Source organism: Stenotrophomonas sp. 71799_Sma (assembly GCF_056482505.1).
Map to the genome: position 1 here is coordinate 3,343,105 of NZ_CM151202.1, position 24,257 is coordinate 3,367,361.

The window sequence follows — 24,257 nt, forward strand, 5'->3', positions numbered from 1 at the left end:
CAGGCGCCGGCTCAGGCCGCGCGCATCATGGTGCGATGATCGTCGTTGGCGGCCAACGGCAGCAGCGCGCGCAGGTCAGTGAGCCGATGCACGATGGTCAGCACCGTCCCCTCACCGTCATCCGCGCGCAGCCGGAAACACACCAGGCTGTGCAGATGCGGGGGCTGCGCATCGCGCAGGCGGAACCCCAGCTCCCGCCCCTCCTCGCACAGGCAAGGCTGCGGATCGGCAAGATCGGCCGCAGGCAACCAGCGCTCACGCAGCGCCGGATCGAACAGTGCGCGCCAGACCCGTTCCGGTGGCGCTGGCAGCCACTGCTCCATCACCAACGCGGGAGCCGCTTCGTTCAGAACATCGTCCATCAGTCCATCTCCTTCAGCAGATCCTGCAAGGCATCCATCCGCGCGGGCCAGTAGGCCCGGTAGCGCTGCAGCCAGTTGCCGATGTGCGCCAGCCCGCGCGGATCGACCTCGTAGTGGACGAAACGGCCTTGGCGCTGTTCGCTCACCAGCCCGGCATCGCGCAGCACCGCCAGGTGCTGGGACATCGCAGACTGGCTGATCGCCATGCCCTCGCGCAGCGCGCTGGCATGCTGCCCGCCCTCGGCCAGCTTTTCGAAGATGTGGCGGCGGGTGGGGTCGGCCAGCGCTTTGAAGAGGGCGTTCTCGATCATGACCAACACATTAGCAATCACTAATGTGTAGTGCAACTCCCGCATCGGCTGTGCTGCAATGACGGCTCCCCGGCATGGAGCTGTGCATGAAGACCCTTGGCCTGATCGGCGGCATGAGCTGGGAAAGCTCGGCGCAGTATTACCGGCTCATCAACGAGGACGTGCGGCAGCGCCTCGGTGGCGCACATTCGGCGCAGCTGCTGCTGTGGTCGGTGGATTTCGCCGGCATCAAGCAGCTGCAGCATGACGGCGACTGGGATGCGCTGGGCGACCACATGGCCGACGCTGCACGGCGCCTGCAGGCCGGTGGCGCCGATCTGCTGTTGATCTGCACCAACACCATGCACAAGCTGGCCGACCGCATCGAGGCGGTCTGCCCACTGCCGCTGCTGCATATCGCCGACCCCACCGCCCAGGCCATCGTGCAGGCAGGCGCACGCAAGGTGGGCCTGCTCGGTACCGCCTTCACCATGGAACAGGACTTCTACCGCGGCCGGCTGCAGGATCGCTTCGGATTGGAGGTGCTGGTTCCCGAAGGCGATGATCGTCGCAGCGTGCACGACATCATCTACCAGGAACTGATCGCCGGTGTGGTCAGCGAGCACTCACGACAGGTCTACGCCGGCGTGATCGCGAGACTGGTGGCGCGCGGTGCCGAAGCCATCATCCTGGGCTGTACCGAGATCATGCTGCTGGTACGCCCGGAAGACAGCGCAGTGCCGCTGTTCGATACCACTGCGCTGCACGCACGGGCTGCGGTGGACGCGGCGCTGGCCTGAATCGATGCGCGCCGGAGCGCGGAATCAGTCCGCGCCCTGCACTTCCAGCGCGGTGATGAGCCACTCGACCACCGCCTGTGAATCGCACAGGAAGAAGATGGCATCGCCGGAGCGCGCCTCGGTAAGCAGGCGATAGACCGTGATCGCCACCGCCGACTGGTTGGCGATGAACACTTCCGGGCTGCGCGGCCCCTCGCTGTGGCCGGCAACCGCGTGCAGCGCCTTGCGTGCGGCCACGGTGGCAGCCGGGTCCGCGCTGCGGGTCAGTTCCGGCCCGCGCAGGCCCCAGGCAATGAACACATGCTTGCCCTTGAACGTGGTGTCCAGGACCCGCACCTCGGCGCCACCTGCGTCGGCCGAGCGATGAATGACGGTACTGCTGATCAACGCAACCCCCTGTGGTCGTCGTGGTCCGCGCATCCTCCTCCACGCGCCGGCCGCATGCCAGTGACAACAGCCACAGGCTGTGCCGACCGGCGTGGGAGACATGTAAGAGGGTGTAAACCGATGCGATCGGATGTGCAGCGATGATACGGGATGTAGCCCTCTGCATGGGCCCGCGCGTACTACTAAACCGCCACTGAGCCATCTTCGGAACGAAGCGTTCCGGCAGCCCCGGACTGGGCCATTCTTGCCGCCCCATCCCCACCGAGCCTGCACATGTCCCATCGCCTGCTGCTGACGATCACCGGCACCTCCCTTGCCCTGCTGCTGGCCGCCACCACCGTGGCCGCACAGGACTACGACACCGATCACATTCCGGCGCTGCGCTGCGAATCGCAGTTCAACAAGACCGCGCAATGCCCGATCGAGGGCCCGATGCGCCTGGCCAGGCAACTGTCGGTCACCCGCTGCGTGGAGAACCAGAACTGGGGCCAGAGCCGCCGCACGTTGTGGGTGACCGACGGCTGCCGCGCCGAGTTCGTCGCCGACGGCTATGGGCGCGGACGCTGGCCGGGCCGCGGCAGGGACCGTGACGATGATGGCGAGCGCCTGGTCTGCGAGTCCTACGAAAAGAAGGACAAGGAATGCCGCATCCGTGTGCGCCACGAGGTGCGCCTGATCAAGCAGAAGTCGGTGACGGCCTGCATCGAGGACCAGAACTGGGGCTGGGACCGCCGCGGCGTGTGGGTCAGCGACGGCTGCCGGGCCGAGTTCCGCGTGTATTGACTGCCGAGCACGCGCTGGCTGCGGCGGGTGCGACTGCACCTGTGGCATAGCCGATAGACTGGCCCCTCCTGTCAGGAGCCCGACCATGCCCGCTGCGACTGCGCTGCGCCTCCGCGACGCGACGCCCGCCGATGCCTCCGCGCTGATCGCACTCGACAGCGTGGCGGCAAGCGACCCTCGACGGGCGGAACAGATTGGCGAGTGGTTGGCGCGGGGCAACGTGCATGTTGCCGAGCAGGAGCGCGAGATCGTTGGCTACATGACCCTCCATGAGCACTTCTTCGGCGAAGGCTTCGTCGAAATGCTGATGGTCGCGCGCGAGCGGCGCAGCCAGGGCGTCGGCGCTGCACTGCTGCGGCACGCGATCGCACAGCGTGGACAGCGCAAGCTGTTCACCTCGACCAATGCCTCCAACATCGCCATGCAGCGCCTGCTCGTTGCATCGGGCTTCATCGACAGCGGCATCGTGCATGGACTGGATGACGGCGACCCAGAGCTGATCTACCGCTTTGCCGGCAGCTGATCGAGATACGCGGTCACCTTGGTGTCCAGCAGATCCATCAGCACGGGATCCATGCAGCGATAGTCGTCGGGAACATCGAGGCAATGCAGGTGCTTGTGTTCCAGCAGGCGCGCGTATGCGGCCTGCAGTCGATGCTGATGCTTGGCCTCCATCACGAAGATGACATCGGCCCAGCGGATGTCCGCCGGGTCGATGGGGTGTCGTGCATGCGGGCTGGTGCCGGCCGACCGCGCAGTGAAGCCGGGCCGCCGTCGCCACATGGCTTCGGCGGTTGGGCTGCGCAGCTGGTTGCGGCTGCAGACGAACAGCAGGTTGATCATTCCTGTTCCTGCAGTTGGCGGGCGCTGAGCACTGGATAGGTGAAGCCCAGCTGGCGTGCGCGCGCAAGCTTGGCATCGCGCGTGTACAGCAGCTTCCAGTTCTTCTCGGGCTTGTAGCTGTAGGCGGTCGTGGCGCGGTCGCCACCACGGTTGCGCGCCTGGCTGCGACGCCAGGCACGGTTTCTTGCAGATTCCATGATGTGTTCTCGTGAGTACCGGGTTCAGCAGCCGCGGTAGTACGAGTGGCGCGCAGCATACACCGCGCGCACAAAAAAGCCCACGCATTGCTGCGCAGGCCTCTTGATTCATCACAGTGGTCGGGACGGCCGGATTCGAACCGACGACCCTCTGCCCCCCAGGCAGATGCGCTACCAGGCTGCGCTACGCCCCGACTGATGCTGCGATGTGCCCGCCAGTGCGGCGGGCCGTGAAGTATAGCGGATTACGATGGAAATGGGATCAGCGGCGCAACAACTGCAGCACTTCTTCCAGCTCCATGCGCACCTGCTTGATGATCTGGTTGCTCAGCGCCGATTCCTCGCGGGCATCGGGACCGTCCAGACGCAGGCGTGCACCACCGATGGTGTAGCCCTGTTCGTACAGCAGGCTGCGGATCTGCCGCACCATCAGCACGTCGTGGCGCTGGTAGTAGCGGCGGTTGCCTCGGCGCTTGGCCGGCTCAAGGCTGGGAAACTCGGTTTCCCAGTAGCGCAGGACGTGCGGCTTGACGTCGCACAGCTCGCTGACTTCACCGATGGTGAAGTAGCGCTTGGCCGGGATCGGCGGTAGTTCGCGGTTACTGCCCGGATCCAGCATAAGCTTCCACCCTCTCCTTGAGCTTCTGGCCCGGACGGAAGGTGACCACCGTGCGGGCGGAAATCGGAATTTCCTCGCCGGTCTTGGGGTTGCGACCCGGGCGCTGGTTCTTGCGCCGCAGATCGAAATTACCGAAGCCCGACAGCTTCACCTGACGTCCCTGTTCCAATGCTTCACGCAGCACATCGAAAAACGCGTCGACGAATTCCTTGGCTTCCCGCTTGTTCAGACCGACTTCGTCGAACAGCTTTTCCGCCATCTCCGCCTTGGTCAATGCCATTGCCTGCTACCCCCGAGTGCTGCCCGCTCAGCCGCGGATCCGGGCGTGATGTTCACGCTCGATGGCAGTGACCGCCTCGGCCACCACCGCATCCACGTCGCGGTCCGTCAGAGTGCGCGACTTGTCCTGCAAAATCAAGCCCATAGCGAGACTCTTGAATCCCGGCTCGACGCCCTGGCCGACGTAGCGGTCGAACAGGTTCAGGTCGCGCAGCAGCGGGCCAGCAGCCTGGCGGACGGTGGCCGCGAGATCGGCCCAGGCCACCTGTTCAGGCACCAGGAATGCCAGGTCGCGACGCACTGCCGGGAAGCGCGACAGTTCGCCGGCACGCGGCAGGCGGCGGGCGGTCAGCGGCTCCAGGTCCAGTTCGAAGGCATAGACGTCGGCTTCGATGTCCATTGCCTTGGCCAGACGCGGGTGGATCTGCCCGATCCAGCCGATCGCCACGCCATCGCGGAACACCTCGGCCGAACGGGCCGGGTGGCCGTAGGGGCGGGCCGACGGGCGGAACTCCAGTACCGCACCACTGGCAGCCGCCAGCGATTCCAGATCGCCCTTCAGGTCATGGAAATCGACCTTGCGGGCCGGCAGGCCCCACTGCAGTGCCTGTGCATCACCACAGACCGCAGCGGCCACGCGCGGGGTTTCCAGCGGCGCCGGCCGGCCGTCGCCGGCCTGCTGGGCGAACACGCGGCCCAGTTCGAACAGGCGCACGCGGCCGATCTGGCGGGCGGCGTTGCGGCCCAACGTGGCGACCAGGCCTGGCAGCAGCGACGGGCGCATCACCGCCAGTTCGGCCGACAGCGGGTTGGCCAGCGGCACCAGGTTGTCGCGCAGCTGCCACTGGCTCAGCAGCGCATCGTCGACGAAGGCGAAGTTGACGGTTTCCTGCTGATCACGGGCGATCAGCTGGCGGCGCACGCTCAGTGCGTCCAGCTGGGTCTCGCTCGGCATCGCCACGCGCGAGGCGCCGCCCGGCAGCGTGGTCGGGATCTGCTCGTAACCGTGGATGCGCGCCAGCTCTTCGATCAGGTCTTCTTCGATGGCGATGTCGAAGCGGCGGCTCGGCGCCGTGACCTGCCAGCCGTCGGCGGTGGCAACCACGTCCATGCCCAGCGCGCGCAGGATGCGCTCCACTTCCGCATCGTCGATGGTGATGCCGAGCACGCGGGTGATGCGGGCGCGGCGCAGCACGATGGTTGCCGGCTGCGGCAGATCGGCCTCACGCACGGCCTCGGTGACCGGCGCCGGGGTGCCGCCGGCCAGGTCCAGCACCAGGCGGGTGGCGTACTCGATGGCGGTACGCGGCAGTGCCGGGTCGACACCGCGCTCGAAGCGGTGGCCGGCATCGGTGTGCAGGCCCAGCTTGCGACCACGGCCCATGATCGCGGCCGGCGCGAAGTGTGCGGCTTCCAGGAATACGGCGGTGGTCGCGTCGGTGACGCGGGTGTCGAAGCCGCCCATCAGGCCGGCCAGGCCGACCGCACGATCGGCGTCGGTCACCACCAGGAAGCTGTCGTCCAGCGCGGCGTCGCGGCCGTCCAGCAGCTTCAGGCTCTCGCCGGCACGCGAACGGCGCACGGCGATGCTGCCCTGCAGGGTGCCCAGGTCGTAGGCATGCATCGGCTGGCCGAGCTCGAGCATCACGTACTGGGTGATGTCGACCAGCAGCGAGACCGGGCGCACGCCGCTGCGGCGCAGGCGCTCGGCCATCCACAGCGGGGTCTTGGCGGCGGCGTTGACACCTTCGATGACGCGGCCCAGGTAACGCGGTGCTTCGGCGCCGGCGTCGAGCTGGATGGCCAGCTCACGGCTGCCGATGGCGGGAATCGCCTCGGCGGTGAAATCCAGCACGTCGCTGCGGGTGGCCGCGGCGACGTCGTAGGCGATGCCGCGCAGGCTGAAGCAGTCGGCGCGGTTCGGGGTCAGCTTGATCTCGATGCTGGCGTCCGGCAGGCCCAGGTACTCGACCAGAGCCTGGCCGACCGGTGCGTCATCCGGCAGCTCCAGCAGGCCGGAGGCATCGTTGTCCAGGCCCAGCTCCTTGGCCGAGCACAGCATGCCATTGGACTCGACACCGCGCAGCTTGGCCGGCTTGATCTTCAGCTCGCCAATCTGCGCGCCGACCATCGCCAGCGGCGCAACCAGGCCCGGACGTGCGTTCGGTGCGCCGCACACGATCTGCAGCAGCTCGCCCTGCCCGGCATCGACCTTGCACACCTGCAGGCGGTCGGCTTCCGGATGGCGTACGGCGTCGACGATGCGCGCCACGACCACGTGCTCGAGGCCCTCGCCCAGCGCGGTCACGTCTTCCACTTCCAGGCCGATGGCGGTCAGCACCGCACTCAGTTCATCGCGCGAAGCGCGGGTCGGGACGTGGCTGCGCAGCCAGTTTTCGGAGAATTTCATGGTGTCACCCTGGTGGGAGGCGTGCCTCCCGTTGCGGTTTTTGTGGTCGCCCAGCGCATGCGCAAGGAGGCGTCCATCCAGAAAAGCAGCCGAGCATGGCTCGGCGCTACACGGTTGCGACTTACGCGAACTGCTTCAGGAAGCGCACATCGTTCTCGAAGAACGCGCGCAGATCGTTGACGCCGTAACGCAGCATCGCGAAGCGCTCCACGCCCATGCCGAAGGCAAAGCCGGTGTAGCGCTCCGGATCGATGCCGACGTTGCGCAGCACGTTCGGATGGACCATGCCGCAGCCGAGCACTTCCAGCCAGCGGGTGCTGCCATCGGGCTGCTGCCAGGCGATGTCCACTTCCGCGCCCGGTTCAACGAACGGGAAGTAGCTGGGGCGGAAGCGCATCTCGAAGTCGCGCTCGAAGAAGGCGCGCACGAACTCGGCCAGCGTGCCCTTCAGGTCGGCGAAGGTCGAATGCTCGTCCACCAGCAGGCCTTCCACCTGGTGGAACATCGGCGAATGGGTCTGGTCGCTGTCGCTGCGGTACACCTTGCCGGCGGCGATCATGCGCAGTGGCGGCGCGTGGTCGCCCATGTAGCGCACCTGCACACCGGAGGTATGCGTGCGCAGCAGGCGGCCGTCACCGAAGTAGAAGGTGTCGTGCATGGCGCGCGCCGGGTGGTGCGGCGGGAAGTTCAGCGCCTCGAAGTTGTGCCAGTCATCCTCGATCTCCGGCCCTTCCGACAGCTCGTAGCCCAGCCTGCCGAAGATGCCGGTGATGCGCTCCAGGGTGCGGGTGATCGGATGCAGGCCGGCGCGGTCGCCATTGCGGCCCGGCAGGGTGATGTCGATGGCTTCGGCGGCCAGGCGCGCATCCAGTGCCGCGTCTTCCAGCAGCGCCTTGCGCTCGCCCAGCGCGCGGGTCAGCGCGTCGCGGGCCTGGTTGATCGCTTCACCGGCGGCCTTGCGCTCGTCGGCCGGCAGGGCGCCGAGCTGCTTGAGCTGCGAGGTGATGCTGCCACTCTTGCCAAGCAGGGCCACGCGCAGCTGTTCCAGCACGTCGGGGCTCTGTGCGGCGGCCACATCGGCCAGCGCCTGGGTGGTGAGGGATTGGATGTCGCTCATGGGGGGCCGGAACTCCAGTCGATCTGCCATCGCGATGCGCGAAGGGCCGACCCCTGTCGCCACCGCCGTCCCCGCGCTGCCGTCATGGCCTCACCGGGACCCAAAAAAGAATGGGGAAGGACTTGCGCCCTTCCCCATGCATTGCCTTGACCTGACACCGTTCCGAGTGAACGGTTACGGCATCGGGAAGGACTTATGCCGCCAGCGCGCCCTTGGCCTTTTCGGCCAGCGCGGTAAAGCCGGCTGCGTCGTGCACGGCGATGTCAGCCAGGACCTTGCGATCCAGGGTGATGCCGGCCTTCAGCAGACCGTTCATGAAGCGGCTGTAGCTCAGGCCGTTGATGCGGGCAGCCGCATTGATACGGGTGATCCACAGCGAACGGAAGTTGCGCTTCTTCTGCTTACGGCCGATGTAGGCGTACTGCTGTGCCTTGATGACCGCCTGCTTGGCGACGCGGAAGACCTTGCGACGGGCGTTGTAATAGCCCTTGGCGAGATCCAGAATCTTCTTGTGGCGGCGACGCGCCTGTACGCCACGCTTAACTCGTGCCATTTTTCAGTTCCTCAGAGGTAAGGGAGCATGCGGTCCAGACGGCCTGCGTCTTCTGCACGGACATGGCCCGTCTGACGCAGATTACGCTTACGCTTGGTCGCTTTCTTCGTGAGGATGTGGCTACGGTTGGCGTGGCCGCACTTGTACTTGCCCGAGGCGGTCTTGCGGAAACGCTTGGCCGCTGCCCGGTTGGTCTTGATCTTGGGCATTGCAATGTCCTTGATGGGATATGACCCTGGTTTCTGACTGATCTGGCGGCGGCCTGGGCCGCTCTTTCCGTCCTGCCATGATCGGCGTACGACCCGTCCTGGGTGGGTCGAGCCGGGCATGATACAGGCAAAACCGCCCTGCCACCAGCCCCTGCAACCCTTTCGCCGGCAATTCACCGGCTTCCTGCAAAAGCAAAGGGACGCCCATGGCGTCCCTCTACCCTGAACCATTCAGCCAGGCGCCCCGGAAGGCGGCCCGTCAGGCCTCAGGTCTTCTTCTTCGGCGCGATCATCATGACCATCTGACGCCCTTCCAGGCGCGGACGGGATTCAATGACGATGTCCTCGCCCAGATCGGTCTCGATCCGGTTGGCCATTTCGCGGCCCAGTTCCTGGTGGCTCATTTCACGGCCACGGAAACGGATGTTGACCTTGATCTTGTCACCATCCTCGAGGAACCCGCGCATCTTGCGCAGCTTGATCTGGTAGTCGCCCTCGTCCGTGACCGGACGGAACTTCACTTCCTTGATCTCGACCTGCTTGGTCTTCTTCTTGGCCTCGCTGGCCTTCTTCTGCGCTTCGAACTTGAACTTGCCGAAGTCCATGATCTTGCAGACCGGCGGATCGGCCTGCGGCTGGATTTCGACCAGGTCCAGGCCTTCATCTTCGGCCATGGACAGCGCTTCGTCGCGCGACAACACGCCGATCATTTCTCCGTCACTGCCGATCACGCGGACGCGCGGCACACGGATTTCCTGATTCTTGCGGTTCTGTTTGTTGTCAGGGGTGCTGATATTACGTTCTCCCAAGGGTATCGAACCGGTCCGGGTGCCTGTGCCCCCGGACCGGACCTTTGCTTACGCGCCCTCGGCCTGGAGCCGCTCGATGAAGGCCTGCAGGCTCATGCTGCCCAGGTCTTCGCCAGAACGCGTACGCACCGCCACAGCCCCATTTTCCTTCTCGCGGTCACCAATGACCAGCAGGTAGGGCACGCGCTGCAACGTATGCTCGCGGATTTTATAGCCGATCTTCTCGTTACGCAAATCCGAGCTGACGCGGAAGCCTTGCTCCGCAAGGGTTTTGGTCACGCCCGAGACGTACTCGGCCTGAGCGTCGGTGATGTTGGCCACCACCACCTGGGTCGGCGCCAGCCAGGCCGGGAACTGGCCGGCATGGTGCTCGATCAGGATGCCCAGGAAGCGCTCCATCGAGCCCACGATGGCGCGATGCAGCATGACCGGGTGCTTCTTCTGGCTGTTCTCGTCCACGTACTCGGCGCCCAGACGGCCCGGCATCATGAAGTCGACCTGCATCGTGCCCAGCTGCCAGGTACGGCCGATCGCGTCCTTGAGGTGGTACTCGATCTTCGGGCCGTAGAAGGCGCCCTCGCCCGGCAGCTCCTGCCACTCCACCCCATTGCTGGACAGTGCCGAGCGCAGCGCGCCCTCGGCCTTGTCCCAGGTGGCGTCATCGCCCAGGCGCGATTCCGGACGCAGCGCGATCTTGACCTGGATCTCATCGAAGCCGAAGTGCTGGTAGACCGCCAGCGCCTGCTGGTGGAACGCGGTCACTTCCGCCTCGACCTGGTTTTCCGTGCAGAACACGTGGCCGTCGTCCTGGGTGAAACCACGCACGCGCAGGATGCCGTGCAGCGCGCCGGACGGCTCGTTGCGGTGGCAGGCACCGAACTCACCATAGCGGATCGGCAGGTCGCGGTAGCTGTGCAGGCCCTGGTTGAACACCTGCACGTGGCCCGGGCAGTTCATCGGCTTGAGCGCGTAGGTGCGCTTCTCCGATTCGGTGAAGAACATCGCGTCCTGGTAGTTGTCCCAGTGGCCGGACTTCTGCCACAGGCTCACGTCCAGGATCTGCGGGCAGCGCACTTCGCCGTAGCCGGTCTTGCGGTACACCTTGCGCATGTACTGCTCGACCACCTGCCACAGTGCCCAGCCCTTCGGGTGCCAGAACACCAGGCCCGGCGCTTCTTCCTGCAGGTGGAACAGGTCCTGCTGCTTGCCGATGCGGCGGTGGTCGCGCATCTCGGCTTCTTCGATGCGCTTGATGTACGCCTCGAGCTGCTTCTTGTCGGCCCAGGCGGTGCCGTAGATGCGCTGCAGCTGCTCGTTCTGCGCGTCACCGCGCCAGTAGGCACCGGAGATGCGGGTCAGCTTGAAGGCCTTCAGGAAGCGCGTGTTCGGCACGTGCGGGCCGCGGCACATGTCCACGTATTCCTGGTGGTAATACATGCCCATCGCCTGGATGTCGTCGGACATGTCCTCGATCAGGCGCAGCTTGTAGTCCTCGCCACGGGCCTTGAAGATCTCGATCACTTCGGCGCGCGGCGTCACCTTCTTGATGACGTCGTAGTCCTGGGCGATCAGTTCACCCATGCGCTTCTCGATCGCGGCCATGTCGTCCGGGGTGAACGGGCGCTCGGAGTAGATGTCGTAGTAGAAGCCCTCGGCGATCACCGGGCCGATCACCATCTTCACGTCCGGGTACAGCTGCTTGACGGCGTGGCCGACCAGGTGGGCGCAGGAGTGGCGGATGATCTCCACGCCCTCCTCGTCCTTGGCGGTGATGATGCGCAGGCTGGCATCGTGGTCGATGACGTCGCTGGCATCGACCAGCACGCCATCCACGGCACCGGCGATGGTGGCCTTGGCCAGGCCGGCGCCGATCGACTGGGCGACCTCCATGACGCTGACGGGATTTTCGAATTCGCGGCGGCTGCCGTCGGGAAGAGTAATGTTGATCATCGCAGTGGCTTCGTGCGGGGCCCGCTGGGCGGGCTGGAAAGCGTTCCCGGGGCGGCGCCCGGGCAATAAAAAAGCGCCGCGAGGGCGCCTGGAACACAGGGCCTTCGGGGGCAGGTCAACAGTGGGCGGTGGTAGTGCTCATGTCGCACGCTCGGCCGGCGCTGGGCGCGGGCCACCTTGTTCCAGTCAGGGTTCTACGCTGATCTTAAACCAGCGCAGGGGAAAGCCCAAGGCCTACCGTACGGTCCGCTGAATGGGTCTCGCTGGCGGCGTGAAATTGCAATGATTACCATGTCGGCGCAGGCCGCCCTGTGCCAGCCTGCCCGCTTTCCCCCAGGACCCCGTGATGCGCCACCCGCTCCGACCGGCTCCCGCCGGCCCCGCCCGTGCCCCGCGTTCGCCGGCCCGCTGCCACGCTGGCCGCCCGCGATGATCACCGTCGGCCTTTCCACGCTCGGCTTCTGCAGCCTGGGCATGCTGGCGGCGATGTTCTCGGCGCTGGCGTTCTATGCCGCCTCGCCGCACTGCCGCTGGCCGCGCCTGCGCCGTGCCGGCCGCCTTGGCCGCCAGATCGGCCTGGTCGCCGCTGCCGCCGCGCTGTGGCTGTGGATGGCCGAGCTTGGTTTTGCCGCCGGCCTGGTGGCGATGCTGTGCACCTGGATGCTGGCCGCCATGCTGCTGCCGGCGCTGGCGGCCTGGCACCGCCCCGGCACGGAGTCGCCGTGATGTGGCCGCGCGCCTTCGCCGGCATCGTGGCCGGCTTCCTCCTGGCCGCCGCCGTCACCGGGCTGGTGACCTGGCTGCCGCCCGGCCCGTGGCAACGGGCGCTGGTGCCGACCCTCATCGCCTTCATCCCGCTGTGGATGCTGGCCGCCCTCTGGGCGTTCAGTTTCCGCAGCGCGCTGCGCGCCTGGCTGGTGCTGGCCGGCAGCGCCGCCGCCGGCTTTGCCGTGCTCGGGCTGCTGCGCCTGACCGGCGCGGTGCAATGAGACCTTTCCCATGAAGTTCAGTTCGCAGACGCTGCGCACGTTCACCACCCTGCACACCTGGGTCGGCCTGGTTGCCGGCTTCGGCCTGTTCGTGGCCTTCTACGCGGGTGCGCTGACCCTGTTCCACCACGACCTGCCGCTGTGGCAGACGCCCGGTGCAGCCACCGCACTCCCCGCCGGCCTGGACGACGCGCAGTACCTGCTGGAAGACGTGCTTGCCGCGCATCCGGAAGCGCGCCGCCACGTCGGCATGACCTTCCCCGGCACCGAACACCCGCAGCCACTGGCCTACTGGCAGGCCGATGACGGCAGCTGGCGCTACGCCTGGCCGGGACAGATCGCCGGCAGCCCGACGCCGCCACAGACCGGGCTGGCCGAACTGGTCAACGAGCTGCATTACAGCCTCGGCCTGCCGGTGGCCGGCATCTACGTGATGGGCATCGTCAGCCTGCTGTATGGCATGGCCCTGCTCAGCGGCCTGGTGATCCACCTGCCAAAGCTGTTCGGTGATCTGTTCGCACTGCGTCCGGGCCGCAACCTGAAACAACTGTGGCAGGACGCGCACAACGTGATCGGCGTGCTCAGCCTGCCCTTCCACCTGATGTTCGCGGTCACTGGCGCCCTGCTCTGCCTGGTGTTCGTGCAGATGGCCCTGCTCAACCCGCTGATCTACGACGGCAAGGCCCTGCAGGCGGTACCGACCGCAATGGACACCGCGCCCGTGCGCGACGCCAGCGGCATCCCGGCACCGCCGGGCAGCCTGCGCGTGCTGCATGCACGCGCGCTTGAAGTGGCCCGCGCACAGGGCGTGGCCAATTTCGAACCGGCCTACCTGAAGCTGGCCAACGCCGGCGATGCCAACGCCACCATCGAGATCACCGGCGAATCCACCGGAACGCTCGGCCCGCTCGGCGCGGTGGCACTGAACGTGGCCACCGGCAACGTCCTGGCCTCGCAGCTGCCCGGCCAGCGCGACGCCAACCACGCCACGCTCAGCGCGGCCTATGCCCTGCACTTCGGCGAGTTCGGCAACGGCGTGGTGGTCTGGCTGTACTTTCTGCTCGGCCTTGGCGGTGCCTTCCTGTTCTACTCCGGCAATCTGTTGTGGATCGAATCGCGGCGCAAGCGTCGCCAGCCGCAGCAACCGCGTGCCGGGGTGAACATGGCACGGGCCACGGTCGGCGTCTGCATCGGGCTGTGCGTTGCGATTTCGGTGGCGTTCGTCACCGCACTGGTGCTGGAGCGGCTGGCACCGTCCGCGGTCGATCACGGCATCCGCTGGGCCTGCTTCGGCAGCTGGGCGGCCTGTGCGCTGTGGGCCGCGCTGCGACGCCCGGCGCAGGCGGCACGCGAACTGCTGTGGGCGGCGGCGATCAGCACCGCGCTGGTGCCGATCCTGCATGGCGCGCTCAATGGTGACTGGCTGTGGCGTGCTGCTGCGCGTGGCCACTGGCCGCTGTTCTGGGTCGATGCCATCGCGCTGGCCATGGCCTTCGGCTTCGCCCGCCTGGCTGTGGCCAGCCAACGCCGCGCCCGCAACGGCGACCCCAACAGCGTCTGGGCCAACTGAGCCGTCGCCGGGCATGGCCCGGCGCTACCGACCGTTACGCGCAACGCCCCCTGTAGCGTCGAGCATGCTCGACAGCTGTTGATTTCGCGCCAAGCTCCGTCGAGCAAGCTCAACGCTACCCAAGCAGGATCATGCCTCGCCGGGGTAACGACTCACTTCGATCAGGTTGCCATCCGGGTCGCGGAAGTACACCGATTCGATCGGCCCCAGCGCGCCGGTACGTGCGACCGGCCCCTCCTCCACTGCAACGGACTGCGCCTGCAGGTGGGCCAGCACATCGGTCGTCGCCGTGCGCGTGACCAGGCACAGATCGGCGCTGCCCGGCATGGGCCGCAGCGCATGCGGTTGCAGCGGGGCGCTGGCCGGATGCAGGTTGATCTTCTGCTGGCCGAACTGCAGCGCGGTACGACCGGCGCCGAAGCGCACGACCTGCATGCCGAGCACGCGCTGGTAGAAATCACAGCTGCGGTCGATGTCGGCGACGGTGAGGACCAGATGGTCCAGGCGTTCGAGATGGATCATGCCCGCAGCGTAATGCTGCGGGCATGGACATGCTGTGCGGGGTCGGGCCGATGGCGTTGCGGCGTTGCGCCGGACATCGCCTGATGCAGCTCAATCGCCGATGCGTGCCTTCTGCCAGGGGCCCAGCATGGCGTTGAGCAGGCTGGCCTGTTCGTCGTCGCCGGTCAGCTCCCACATGAAGACGCCGGCCAGGCCCTGCTCGCGGGCGAACTGCGCACGCAGGCCGATCGAGCGCGGGTCTTCATAGCTGATGAAAACCTTCTGCTCGGCGTTGTACAGCCACGGGCTCTGCGCCTGTGGTTGCCAGTGCTTCGTCCAGCCCGGCTGGTCGAGATAACGCGCCTTGATCACCCGCCAATCGCCGGCATCGGCTGGTGCGCTGTAGGCCTGATACAGACCGTCCGGTGCATCGCCGGTGACCTTGAAGCCGCGCCCGTAGAACGGCATACCCAGCACCAGCTTGTGGGCTGGCACCCCGCGCTCGCGATAGTACTGCACCGCGCCGGCAACGTTGTTCCAGCGCCGCAGTTCCGGCGCCAGCGGATCGGTCGGCACTTCATGCAGGGGCGCATTGAACGTCGACACCGCCGAGAAGCCGGTGCCCATGTCGTAGCTCATCAGGTTGATGAAATCGAACACCTTGGCCAGCGCCGGCAGGTCATAGCTTGCGGCTGGATCGTAGGGGCCATCGGTCTGCAGGCGACCGGCGGCCAGTGCGGCGGTCAACAGCGTCGGCTGCCCCGCCTTGCGGCCATGCGCATCAAGGGCCACGCGGAACGCCTGCGCGAGCCGGGTCAGATTGGCGCGGTCCTGCGGGCGGTGTGCCAGCTCCTTCGGTCCGCCACTGACCGGGAACTCCCAGTCGATGTCCACGCCATCGAAACTGCCAGCATGACGATCGAAGAACAGCGCCATGCATGAGTCGACCAGGCGCTTGCGGCTGCCCTCGGTCAGCGCTGCATCGGAGAATCCACCTGCGCCCCAGCCACCGATCGAGATCAGCGTGCGCAGATGCGGGTGCGCCTTCTTCAGCTCGGCCAGCGCCGCGAAATTCTTCGGCGCTTCCGCACCGATCGTGCAGCGCCCGTCCTCGATGGTGGAGAACGCGTAGAACAGGTGGGTGAGGCGCTCGGCCGGAATGCTCGACACCGGGTAGCGCTCGGCCGAACCACCGGGGTAGTAGGCACCGAAGATCGGCGGCTGCGCGGGTGCCGCATGCACGGCTATGGGCAAAGCACCGGCAATCAGCACGGCAAGAGCAGCCACGGTCTGGCGGAACATGGGATCTCCCGGTTCGAAGGCGCAGCCACGTTAGCAAACGGATGGGGCTGTGGGACGGTTGTCGTAGCATGTCGTCCAGTGGACAAGTGCATCCCGCCGGATGACGACAACGCGCCAGTCATGCAACGACCCTCATGCACTGCAGCAGGACACACGCCGACGCTGCGTTCGCGGGCTCGCGCATCGGCTAAGGTAGCCGCGGACCTTCAACCGCGCATGGACATGAGCACCGACCACGACAACCTCGACGACGGCGACCTGCTGGACGACGAAACCCTCGACGAATGCCAGGCCCTGGAGGCACGCGCCTACGCCGCCTTCCGAGAGGGCGACCTGCAGCAGGCGGTGGCGCTGTTCGGCGAGCTGATCGCACTCGCCCCCGAAGTGCCGTACCTGCATTACATGCGCGGATTGGCGCACAAGTACCTGCGCGACTGGGCTGCCTCACTGCAGGACAACCTGCAATCGGAGCAGCTGCGTGGGGAATTCGATGTCGCCACTGCCTGGAATGCCGGCATCGCCGCCACCGGCATGGCGGACTGGGCCGAAGCACGACGCCAGTGGACCCGCTGTGGCATCACCCTGCCCGAAGGCGAGGGCCCGATCGAGGGCCACTTCGGCGTGGCCTGCGTGCGCCTGGCACCGTGGTCGGATGCCGAAGTGGTGTACATGAGCCGCATTGATCCGGTGCGTGCACGCATCCACAACGTACCGCTGCCCGAAAGCGGCTTTCGCTTCGGCGACATCGTGCTGCACGACGGCGCCTCGACCGGCCGCCGTACGTACAGCGAACACGAGGTGCCGGTGTTCAATGCAATGCAGCGCCTGCAGGCATCGGACATGGCGACCTTCACCGTGTTCGTGCAGTGCGATTCGGCCGATGACATCGCTGCGCTGGAGGCAATCACCCTGCCCGGCATCGGCATGGTCGAGGACTGGACGGCTACCGTGCGCCGGCTGTGCCGCCGCTGCAGCTACGGCACGCCGCACCAGCATGGTGATGAGGCGCCAGATGAAGACCAATGGAGACGCGAACGTGACCTCGGCGTGGCCGCACAGGGCCGGGCTGCGGTGGAAAAGCTCATGGCGGTGTGGGTCGCTGCAGCCCCCGGCCGGGTGCTGGAGGCCATCGAACAGCGCGAGCACCCGATGAGCGACCCGGAGCCAGGCCAGGTCTGGTGGCTGGGGGAGGACGAAGAAGACGCGTAAGTGCAAGGACCAACGGTCCTCATCCACAGGATTCCAGGCAAAGAAAAAGCGGGCCGAAGCCCGCTTTTTCATTTCAGCGATTCCAGGAGCGTGTCAACCAAGGTTGACACCTACCGTAATCGACCGGAGGTCGATTACTCGGCGCTGACGGCGTCGCCTTCTTCCACGGCCTTCATCGACAGGCGGATACGGCCCTGCTTGTCGACTTCCAGCACCTTGACCTTGACCACATCGCCTTCCTTCAGCACGTCGCCGACCTTCTCGACGCGATCGCTGGAGATCTGCGACACGTGGACCAGACCGTCCTTGCCCGGCAGGATCGTGACGAACGCACCGAAGTCCATGATCTTGGCGACCTTGCCTTCGTAGATGCGGCCCGGCTCGACGTCCGAGGTGATCTGCTCGATGCGGGCCTTGGCGGCCTGGGCAGCGATGGCATTGACCGAGGCGATGACGATGGTGCCGTCGTCCTGGATGTCGATCTGGGTGCCGGTTTCCTTGGTGATGGCCTGGATGGTCGAGCCACCCTTGCCGATCACTTCGCGGATCTTGTCCGGGTGGATCTTGATGGTCAGCAGGCGCGGCGCGTAGTCCGACAGCTCTTCACGCGGAGCGGTCAGGCCGTGGGCCATTTCGCCCAGGATGTGCAGACGGCCAGCCTTGGCCTGCTGCAGGGCCTGCTTCATGATCTCTTCGGTGATGCCTTCGATCTTGATGTCCATCTGCAGGGCGGAGATGCCCTCAGCGGTACCGGCCACCTTGAAGTCCATGTCGCCCAGGTGATCTTCGTCACCCAGGATGTCGGACAGGACGACGAAACGCTCGCCTTCCTTGACCAGGCCCATGGCGATACCGGCAACCGGCGCCTTCACCGGCACGCCGGCGTCCATCAGGGCCAGCGACGAACCGCAGACCGATGCCATCGACGAGGAACCGTTCGACTCGGTGATTTCCGAGACGACGCGGATGGTGTACGGGAAGGCTTCCAGCGACGGCATGACAGCCAGCACGCCGCGCTTGGCCAGGCGACCGTGGCCGATTTCGCGGCGCTTCGGGCCCATCATGCGGCCGCACTCACCCACCGAGAACGGAGGGAAGTTGTAGTGGAACAGGAAGTTTTCCTTGTACTCACCGGCGACGGCATCGATGACCTGGCCATCACGGGCGGTGCCCAGGGTGATGGTCACGATGGCCTGGGTTTCGCCGCGGGTGAACAGCGAGGAACCGTGGGTACGCGGCAGCACGCCGGTCTTCACGGCGATCGGGCGGACGGTGTCCAGCGCACGGCCGTCGATGCGGACCTTGGTGTCCAGCACCGAGTCACGCATGGTGCGGTATTCCAGCTCGCCGAATTCCTTCGACAGCTCGGCCGGGTTCCAGCCTTCGGCGGCCACGCGGCCAGCCAGGGTTTCGACCACGTCCTTCTTGATCGCCGAGATGGCGTCACGGCGCTGCAGCTTGTCACGCACCTGGAAGGCTTCGCCCAGGCGCGGGCCGATGGCTTCCTTCAGGGCGGAGATCAGCGCGTCGTTCTTGGCCGGAGCTTCCCAGGTCGACGGCTTGGTGCCGGCTTCGACGGTCAGCTCGTTGATCGCGTTGATGACCTTCTGCATTTCGCGGTGACCGAAGGTCACGGCGCCCAGCATCACTTCTTCGGACAGCAGCGCGGCTTCGGATTCAACCATCAGCACGGCGTTGGAGGTACCGGCGACAACCAGTTCCAGCTGCGAGTCGGCCAGTTCGCTGACGGTCGGGTTCAGGATGTACTCGCCGTTCTTGTAACCGACCTTGGCAGCGCCGATCGGACCCATGAACGGGGTGCCGGCCAGGGCCAGGGCAGCCGAGGCGCCGATCAGGGCCGGGATGTCGCCGTCCACGTCCGGGTTCAACGACATGACCGTGGCGATGATCTGCACTTCGTTCTTGTAGTCTTCCGGGAACAGCGGACGGATCGGACGGTCGATCAGACGCGAGATCAGGGTTTCCTTCTCGGTCGCACGGCCCTCACGCTTGAAGAAACCACCCGGGATACGGCCGCCGGCGTAGAACTTTTCCTGATAATCGACGGTCAGCGGGAAGAAGTCCTGGCCTTCGCGCGCGCTCTTGGCGGCGACGGCGGTGACCAGCAGTACGGTGTCGTCCATCTTGACGATGACGGCACCGCTGGCCTGACGGGCGACTTCGCCGGTCTCGAGCGTGACGGTGTGCTTGCCGTACTGGAAGGTTTTGGTGATTTTTGCCACGGAGGGTGTCCTTGGGGATGCTGTCTGCGAATTTGGACCGTCGGCGACCCTTGCCGCCAGCGGGTGGCCGGATCGTTCCGGCCTGAATCGGGGATTGCGGTGCTACAAAACAAAACCGCGGCGCATCGCTGCGCCGCGGGGGATTCGTTGCTTAGCGACGCAGGCCAAGCTTCTCGATCAGGGCCTTGTAACGCTCGACGTCCTTCTTCTTCAGGTAGTCGAGCAGGCTGCGACGGCGGTTGACCATCTGCAGCAGGCCGCGGCGGCTGTGGTGGTCCTTCTTGTGGGTCTTGAAGTGGCCGGTCAGCAGTTCGATGCGGGCGGTCAGCAGTGCAACCTGGACTTCCGGGGAGCCGGTGTCAGCCGAGCTGCGCTTGTTGTCTTCAATGACCTTCTGGGTGTCGATCGACATTTCTTTTTTCTCTGTGATGCGTGGCCGGCAGGAACGCGCTTCGCGCACCGCCAGGCTCGCCGTGGACTACGAGGATGAAACCTGCGCGAGGCAGGCTGCCGGAAAACGGCCGCGAAATTGTAACGGTCGGGGGCTTCCGGGACAAGGACCGGGGCTGAACCGCCCGGCCCAGGTCAGAGGTTGAAACGACGCTGCGGGGCCAGCAGGCCACTGCCATCAACCTGGCCCAGGCCCTGGACAGCATCGTCCGGGCCAAACACGGCCACCAGGCCATGCGGCCATGACAGATTGCGCTGGCGCTGGCCGACGCAGAAGCGGTGGGCCTGGTCGGCATCGAGGTCGACCCGCGGGTATTCAGCCAGGCCGGCCGCCAGCGGCAGCAGCAGCGCGTCCATGCCGGCCTCGTCGCCTGCCTCGACCATCGCCCGCAGCTGGTCCAGGGTGACCATCGCCGGTTCATGGAACGGCTCGACCCACAGCCGGCGCAACGCGCTGATGTGGGCACCGCAGCCCAGCGCCTCGCCCAGGTCGCGGGCCAGGCTGCGGATGTAGGTGCCGGAGCCGCAGGTCACGCGCAGCCGCAACCGCTCGGGCTGCTGCTCCATCACCTCGATGGCGTGCACCTGCACCTCGCGCACCGGCGCTTCGATGACGTCACCGCGGCGGGCCTTCACATACAGCGGCTCCCCACCCTGCTTCAGTGCCGAATAGATCGGAGCACGCTGGCGGATGCTGCCGGTCAGCGGCGCCAGCGCCGCCTGCAGGGCCTCGGCACTGATCGAAGGCATCGGGCGCTGCAGCAGCACCTGGCCTTCGGAATCGTCAGTGTCGGTGGTCTGGCCCAGCATGATCTCGGCGTCGTAGGCCTTGGCCGAGCCGAGCAGCAGACCGGCAATCTTGGTCGCCTCGCCGAAGCACAGCGGCAACAGGCCGGTGGCCAGCGGATCGAGGCTGCCGGTATGGCCACCCTTTTCGGCACGGAACAGGCGACGGGCCACCTGCAGGGCGGCGTTGGAGCTCATGCCGGTCGACTTGTCGAGCAGCAGGATGCCATCCAGGCGGCGGAACTGAATTCGGGTCATGACAGGATTTTGTAGAGTCGAGCCATGCTCGACTGCTGCAGCGCGGTCTGCATCAGACATCGCGCAGCCGGAATGCAACGACGCCGGGCATGCCCGGCGTCGCGCGGTTATTCTTCGTCGCTCTCGCGACGCTTCTCGGCGGCCAACGTATCAGGCAGATCGCGCAGGATGTTGTCGATGTGCTCACCACGGTCGACCGAGTCGTCGTAGTGGAAATGCAGCTCCGGCACGTGGCGCAGCTTCATCGCACGGGCCAGGTCCATGCGCAGGCGATAGCCCAGCTCCTTCAGGCCGGCAACGGCTTCAGCCGAACGTTCCGGCATCAGCGCAGTGACGAATACCTTGGCATGGGCCATGTCGCGGGTGATTTCCACGTCGGACACGCTCACCGAGGGCAACCCGTGCTCGCGCACGGCGTTGTGCACCAGGGTGCCGAGTTCACGGCGCAGCTGGGCGGAGACACGGTCGGTTCGATGGAAAGTCTTGGGCACGAGGAGCTCTTGGTTCAGTTGTCGCCCGGCCAACGGTCGGGCACTACTCTTGATTCAATGGTCGCCCGACCAACGGTCGGGCGCTACTACATGGTACCCGACCGTTGGTCGGGTTCTACATCATGGTAGGGCCCGACCGTTGGTCGGGCCACATCACATTACAGGGTGCGCGGCACTTCGATACGCTCGAAGCACTCGATCTGGTCACCCGGCTTGACGTCGTTGTAGGCCTTCACCGCGATACCGCATTCGGTACCGTTGCGGACTTCCTCGACGTTCTCCTTGAAGCGACGCAGCGATTCCAGCTCGCCCTCGAAGATCACCACGCTGTCGCGCAGCACGCGGATCGGCTTGTTGCGCTTGACCACGCCCTCGATGACCATCGAGCCGGCCACGGCGCCCAGCTTGGAGCTGCGGAAGACGTCGCGGACCTCGGCGATACCGATGATCTCTTCGCGGATCTCCACGCCCAGCAGACCGGAAGCCACCTGCTTCACCTGATCGATCACGTCATAGATGATCGAGAAGTAACGCAGATCGACGCCGTTGGATTCGATGATGCGACGGGCCGAAGCGTCCGCACGCACATTGAAGCCGATGACGGTGGCCTTCGAAGCGGCCGCCGAGTTGGCGTCCGATTCGGTGATGCCGCCCACGCCGGAGTGGATCACGTTGATGCGGATGTCTTCGTTGGACAGCGCGACCAGTGCCTGGCTCAGGGCCTGCACCGAACCCTGCACGTCGGCCTTGATGACCAGGTTGAGGACCTGCTGGCCCTCGCCCTTGCCCAGGGTCGCCATGATGTCTTCCATGCGGCTGCCGGCGGTGGCGACCAGGCGCGATTCACGGCGCTTGGTCTCACGCTGCTGGGCAACGTCCTTGGCCAGGCGCTCGTCCTCGACGACCACGAAGTCATCACCCGCTTCCGGCACGCCGGACAGGCCCAGGACCTGCACCGGGATGGACGGGCCGGCGAACTCCGGCTGCTTGCCGGTTTCGTCGAACAGCGCACGCACGCGGCCGTACTGGATGCCGCACACCAGGTAGTCGCCCTTCTTCAGGCGGCCCTGCTGCACCAGCACGGTGGCGACCGGGCCACGGCCCTTGTCCAGCGACGATTCGATCACCACGCCCGAAGCGCGGCCTTCGTCGACGGCCTTCAGTTCCAGCAGTTCGGCCTGGATCGAGATGGCGTCCAGCAGGTCGTCAATGCCCAGGCCGGTCTTGGCCGAGATCTCCACCATCTGGGTGTCACCACCGAAGTCTTCGGCCACGACCTGCTCGGACAGCAGTTCGTTCTTGACCCGCATCGGGTCGGCGTCGGACTTGTCGATCTTGTTGATCGCCACGATCAGCGGCACACCCGCCGAACGGGCGTGCTGGATCGCTTCCTTGGTCTGCGGCATGACGCCGTCATCGGCGGCCACGACCAGCACCACGATGTCGGTCAGCTTGGCGCCGCGCGCACGCATCGAGGTGAATGCCGCGTGGCCCGGGGTATCCAGGAAGCTGATCACGCCCTTCGGCGTATCCACGTGGTAGGCACCGATGTGCTGGGTGATGCCGCCGGCTTCGCCGGTGGCGACCTTGGTGCGGCGGATGTAATCCAGCAGCGAGGTCTTGCCGTGGTCGACGTGGCCCATGATGGTGACCACCGGCGGACGCTGGGTGGCTTCGCCCTGGTTTTCACCGGTCGAGGCCAGCAGTGCGTCTTCGGCGTCGTTGTCGTTGGCACGGATCGCCTTGTGGCCGAGTTCTTCGGTCACCAGCGCGGCGGTGTCATGGTCGATGGACTGGGTGATGGTGGCCATCACGCCCATCTTGAACAGCGCCTTGACCACCTCACCGCCCTTCAGCGCGAGCTTCTGCGCCAGGTCGGCCACGGTGATCGTGTCGCCGATCGCCACTTCACGCACCACCGGCGCGGTCGGACGCTCGAAGGCGTGCGGACCTGCATTGTTGCCACCGCGCGACATGTCGCGACGGCCACCGGCCTGGTTACGCCCGCCCGGACGACCACGGGTGTTGCTGTTGTTGCTGTTGCCACGACGCGCGCGGTCGGCAGCCGACAGGTGCATCTGGCCGGCGAAACGGTCGCCCGGGCCACGCTCGTTGCGCGGCGCACTGCGGTTGTTGCGGTCGTCGTTGCGCGGCGGCGGCGGAGCGCTGCGCGGCGCAGCCGGAGCGGCGGCCGGAGCACGCGGCGGGCGCGGCGCGGTTTCATCGATCGGAGCGCGCTTGGGCTTGCTGGCCGCCAGCGCCTCGGCAGCCTTGGCGGCGGCCGCAGCTTCCTCGGCGGCCTTCTTCTCGGCCTCTGCGCGTTCCTTGGCCGCAACCTCTTCCTCACGGGCACGGACGATGGCTTCGTCGCGCAGACGATCCTTCTCGGCCAGGGCCTGCTGTTCGGCAAGGTTGCGCGCACGCGACTCTTCCAGCTTGCGCAGGATGTCGGCGCGCTCTTCGTCCGGGGTCATGGCGCGAGCACCATCCTTGACGTAGGTACGCTTCTGGCGCACCTCGACATTCACGGTCGTCTTGCTGCGACCGGAACTGACCGTCACTTCCTGCTGTTTCCGGCGGTTGAGCGTGATCTTCTTTGCAGACTGATCAGTTTCTTCCGGGGCCTGCTCGGGCTTGCCGTGCGAACGACGAAGGAAGCCCAGGAGCTTCACCTTCTCGGTGCTGGTCACGACCTGGTCGGGACCGCTGAACTTCATGCCGGCACCGGCCAGCTGTTCCAGCAGTTTTTCGACCGGCGTGTTGACCAGTTCGGCAAGCTTGCGGATGGTGGTTTGCTGCGACATTCGGATCCTATGATCTTGTGGGCGCCCCCCCGCATCTGGAGGTGGC

General features: G+C 66.2%; 27 protein-coding genes and 1 tRNA gene. 7 read left to right on the forward strand and 21 right to left on the reverse strand.

From position 1 onward, the window contains the following. Positions 1-11 precede the first annotated feature (11 nt). Both ACZK4Z_RS15620 and ACZK4Z_RS15625 read right to left on the reverse strand, forming a co-directional pair. A complete protein-coding gene (locus ACZK4Z_RS15620; protein ID WP_197615937.1) occupies positions 12-362 on the reverse strand; it encodes an SRPBCC family protein in 351 nt (116 codons plus the stop codon). Next, the gene (locus ACZK4Z_RS15625) at positions 362-673 is read right to left on the reverse strand and encodes an ArsR/SmtB family transcription factor (RefSeq protein ID WP_042358872.1); all 312 of its coding nucleotides are present in this window, start codon (positions 671-673) and stop codon (positions 362-364) included. Before ACZK4Z_RS15625 ends, ACZK4Z_RS15620 begins: the two co-directional genes overlap by 1 nt. An 86-nt stretch (positions 674-759) precedes the next feature. Between ACZK4Z_RS15625 and ACZK4Z_RS15630 the strand changes: the two genes are divergently transcribed. Continuing rightward, complete coding sequence (locus tag ACZK4Z_RS15630) at positions 760-1,452, forward strand: aspartate/glutamate racemase family protein (RefSeq protein ID WP_197615938.1); 693 nt, start codon at positions 760-762, stop codon at positions 1,450-1,452. A gap of 24 nt (positions 1,453-1,476) precedes the next feature. Here the strand turns inward: ACZK4Z_RS15630 and ACZK4Z_RS15635 are convergent, their stop codons facing one another. Further along, positions 1,477-1,872: a hypothetical protein gene (locus tag ACZK4Z_RS15635; protein ID WP_012511691.1), complete on the reverse strand. Its 396-nt coding sequence runs from the start codon at positions 1,870-1,872 to the stop codon at positions 1,477-1,479. Positions 1,873-2,112: 240 nt separating this feature from the next. On the opposite strand from ACZK4Z_RS15635, the gene ACZK4Z_RS15640 reads away from it, so the two are divergent. Both ACZK4Z_RS15640 and ACZK4Z_RS15645 read left to right on the forward strand, forming a co-directional pair. Next, positions 2,113-2,622: a DUF3011 domain-containing protein gene (locus ACZK4Z_RS15640; protein ID WP_032128662.1), complete on the forward strand. Its 510-nt coding sequence runs from the start codon at positions 2,113-2,115 to the stop codon at positions 2,620-2,622. A gap of 85 nt (positions 2,623-2,707) precedes the next feature. Beyond that, positions 2,708-3,145: a GNAT family N-acetyltransferase gene (locus tag ACZK4Z_RS15645; protein WP_032128661.1), complete on the forward strand. Its 438-nt coding sequence runs from the start codon at positions 2,708-2,710 to the stop codon at positions 3,143-3,145. Here the strand turns inward: ACZK4Z_RS15645 and ACZK4Z_RS15650 are convergent. The 11 genes from ACZK4Z_RS15650 to thrS form a co-directional block, all read right to left on the reverse strand. Continuing rightward, the gene (locus ACZK4Z_RS15650; RefSeq protein WP_197615939.1) at positions 3,124-3,465 is read right to left on the reverse strand and encodes a low molecular weight protein tyrosine phosphatase family protein; all 342 of its coding nucleotides are present in this window, start codon (positions 3,463-3,465) and stop codon (positions 3,124-3,126) included. The genes ACZK4Z_RS15645 and ACZK4Z_RS15650 overlap by 22 nt on opposite strands. Then, positions 3,462-3,662 carry a hypothetical protein gene (locus ACZK4Z_RS15655; protein ID WP_014037933.1) on the reverse strand — a complete coding sequence of 67 codons (201 nt, stop codon included), beginning with the start codon at positions 3,660-3,662 and terminating at the stop codon, positions 3,462-3,464. Before ACZK4Z_RS15655 ends, ACZK4Z_RS15650 begins: the two co-directional genes overlap by 4 nt. A 117-nt stretch (positions 3,663-3,779) precedes the next feature. Beyond that, positions 3,780-3,856, reverse strand: a tRNA-Pro gene (locus ACZK4Z_RS15660). 68 nt (positions 3,857-3,924) lie between these two features. Further along, complete coding sequence (locus ACZK4Z_RS15665) at positions 3,925-4,281, reverse strand: MerR family transcriptional regulator (protein WP_005410431.1); 357 nt, start codon at positions 4,279-4,281, stop codon at positions 3,925-3,927. Continuing rightward, positions 4,262-4,561: an integration host factor subunit alpha gene (locus ACZK4Z_RS15670; RefSeq protein WP_005410432.1), complete on the reverse strand. Its 300-nt coding sequence runs from the start codon at positions 4,559-4,561 to the stop codon at positions 4,262-4,264. Before ACZK4Z_RS15670 ends, ACZK4Z_RS15665 begins: the two co-directional genes overlap by 20 nt. Positions 4,562-4,588: 27 nt before the next feature. Next, entirely contained in the window at positions 4,589-6,970 is a 2,382-nt protein-coding gene (gene pheT, locus ACZK4Z_RS15675; protein ID WP_197615940.1) for a phenylalanine--tRNA ligase subunit beta, read from the reverse strand. Positions 6,971-7,091: 121 nt separating this feature from the next. Continuing rightward, the gene (locus ACZK4Z_RS15680; protein ID WP_005417865.1) at positions 7,092-8,087 is read right to left on the reverse strand and encodes a phenylalanine--tRNA ligase subunit alpha; all 996 of its coding nucleotides are present in this window, start codon (positions 8,085-8,087) and stop codon (positions 7,092-7,094) included. A gap of 193 nt (positions 8,088-8,280) precedes the next feature. Next, entirely contained in the window at positions 8,281-8,640 is a 360-nt protein-coding gene (gene rplT, locus ACZK4Z_RS15685) for a 50S ribosomal protein L20 (RefSeq protein ID WP_006380762.1), read from the reverse strand. An 11-nt stretch (positions 8,641-8,651) separates the two neighbouring features. Then, positions 8,652-8,849 (reverse strand): 50S ribosomal protein L35, encoded by a 198-nt coding sequence (gene rpmI / locus ACZK4Z_RS15690; protein ID WP_005410436.1) that lies wholly within the window; start codon positions 8,847-8,849, stop codon positions 8,652-8,654. Between the two features lie 266 nt (positions 8,850-9,115). Beyond that, on the reverse strand, positions 9,116-9,658 hold the full coding sequence (gene infC / locus ACZK4Z_RS15695) for a translation initiation factor IF-3 (protein ID WP_005410437.1): 543 nt from the start codon (positions 9,656-9,658) through the stop codon (positions 9,116-9,118). Positions 9,659-9,706: 48 nt separating this feature from the next. Then, the gene (thrS, locus tag ACZK4Z_RS15700) at positions 9,707-11,608 is read right to left on the reverse strand and encodes a threonine--tRNA ligase (RefSeq protein WP_032128659.1); all 1,902 of its coding nucleotides are present in this window, start codon (positions 11,606-11,608) and stop codon (positions 9,707-9,709) included. 429 nt (positions 11,609-12,037) lie between these two features. Here thrS and ACZK4Z_RS15705 point away from each other — a divergent pair, with 429 nt between their 5' ends. The 3 genes from ACZK4Z_RS15705 to ACZK4Z_RS15715 are packed head-to-tail and all read left to right on the forward strand — an operon-like array spanning position 12,038 to position 14,167. After that, entirely contained in the window at positions 12,038-12,334 is a 297-nt protein-coding gene (locus ACZK4Z_RS15705; protein ID WP_005410439.1) for a hypothetical protein, read from the forward strand. Further along, positions 12,334-12,597, forward strand: a complete 264-nt coding sequence (locus tag ACZK4Z_RS15710; RefSeq protein ID WP_197615948.1) for a hypothetical protein — start codon at positions 12,334-12,336, stop codon at positions 12,595-12,597. The genes ACZK4Z_RS15705 and ACZK4Z_RS15710 overlap by 1 nt, the downstream gene beginning before the upstream one ends. 10 nt (positions 12,598-12,607) lie before the next feature. After that, positions 12,608-14,167 carry a PepSY-associated TM helix domain-containing protein gene (locus tag ACZK4Z_RS15715; protein WP_197615941.1) on the forward strand — a complete coding sequence of 520 codons (1,560 nt, stop codon included), beginning with the start codon at positions 12,608-12,610 and terminating at the stop codon, positions 14,165-14,167. A gap of 129 nt (positions 14,168-14,296) precedes the next feature. Here the strand turns inward: ACZK4Z_RS15715 and ACZK4Z_RS15720 are convergent, their stop codons facing one another. Together ACZK4Z_RS15720 and ACZK4Z_RS15725 are read right to left on the reverse strand one after the other, a co-directional pair. Further along, a complete protein-coding gene (locus tag ACZK4Z_RS15720) occupies positions 14,297-14,689 on the reverse strand; it encodes a VOC family protein (RefSeq protein WP_049401221.1) in 393 nt (130 codons plus the stop codon). Positions 14,690-14,779: 90 nt separating this feature from the next. After that, entirely contained in the window at positions 14,780-15,970 is a 1,191-nt protein-coding gene (locus ACZK4Z_RS15725) for a glycoside hydrolase family 18 protein (protein ID WP_293797567.1), read from the reverse strand. 222 nt (positions 15,971-16,192) lie between these two features. Between ACZK4Z_RS15725 and ACZK4Z_RS15730 the strand changes: the two genes are divergently transcribed. Then, on the forward strand, positions 16,193-17,179 hold the full coding sequence (locus ACZK4Z_RS15730) for a tetratricopeptide repeat protein (protein ID WP_236494365.1): 987 nt from the start codon (positions 16,193-16,195) through the stop codon (positions 17,177-17,179). Between the two features lie 134 nt (positions 17,180-17,313). Here ACZK4Z_RS15730 and pnp read toward each other — a convergent pair whose 3' ends face one another. The 5 genes from pnp to infB all read right to left on the reverse strand — a co-directional run bounded on the left by pnp (position 17,314) and on the right by infB (position 24,211). Further along, positions 17,314-19,422 carry a polyribonucleotide nucleotidyltransferase gene (pnp, locus tag ACZK4Z_RS15735; RefSeq protein ID WP_032128652.1) on the reverse strand — a complete coding sequence of 703 codons (2,109 nt, stop codon included), beginning with the start codon at positions 19,420-19,422 and terminating at the stop codon, positions 17,314-17,316. A 151-nt stretch (positions 19,423-19,573) separates the two neighbouring features. After that, the gene (rpsO, locus tag ACZK4Z_RS15740) at positions 19,574-19,834 is read right to left on the reverse strand and encodes a 30S ribosomal protein S15 (RefSeq protein ID WP_005410445.1); all 261 of its coding nucleotides are present in this window, start codon (positions 19,832-19,834) and stop codon (positions 19,574-19,576) included. Positions 19,835-20,007: 173 nt separating this feature from the next. Beyond that, a complete protein-coding gene (truB, locus tag ACZK4Z_RS15745; protein ID WP_478450903.1) occupies positions 20,008-20,916 on the reverse strand; it encodes a tRNA pseudouridine(55) synthase TruB in 909 nt (302 codons plus the stop codon). A gap of 107 nt (positions 20,917-21,023) precedes the next feature. Further along, positions 21,024-21,407 carry a 30S ribosome-binding factor RbfA gene (rbfA, locus tag ACZK4Z_RS15750; RefSeq protein WP_005410447.1) on the reverse strand — a complete coding sequence of 128 codons (384 nt, stop codon included), beginning with the start codon at positions 21,405-21,407 and terminating at the stop codon, positions 21,024-21,026. A gap of 158 nt (positions 21,408-21,565) precedes the next feature. Next, a complete protein-coding gene (infB, locus tag ACZK4Z_RS15755) occupies positions 21,566-24,211 on the reverse strand; it encodes a translation initiation factor IF-2 (protein ID WP_032128650.1) in 2,646 nt (881 codons plus the stop codon). Positions 24,212-24,257 lie beyond the last annotated feature (46 nt).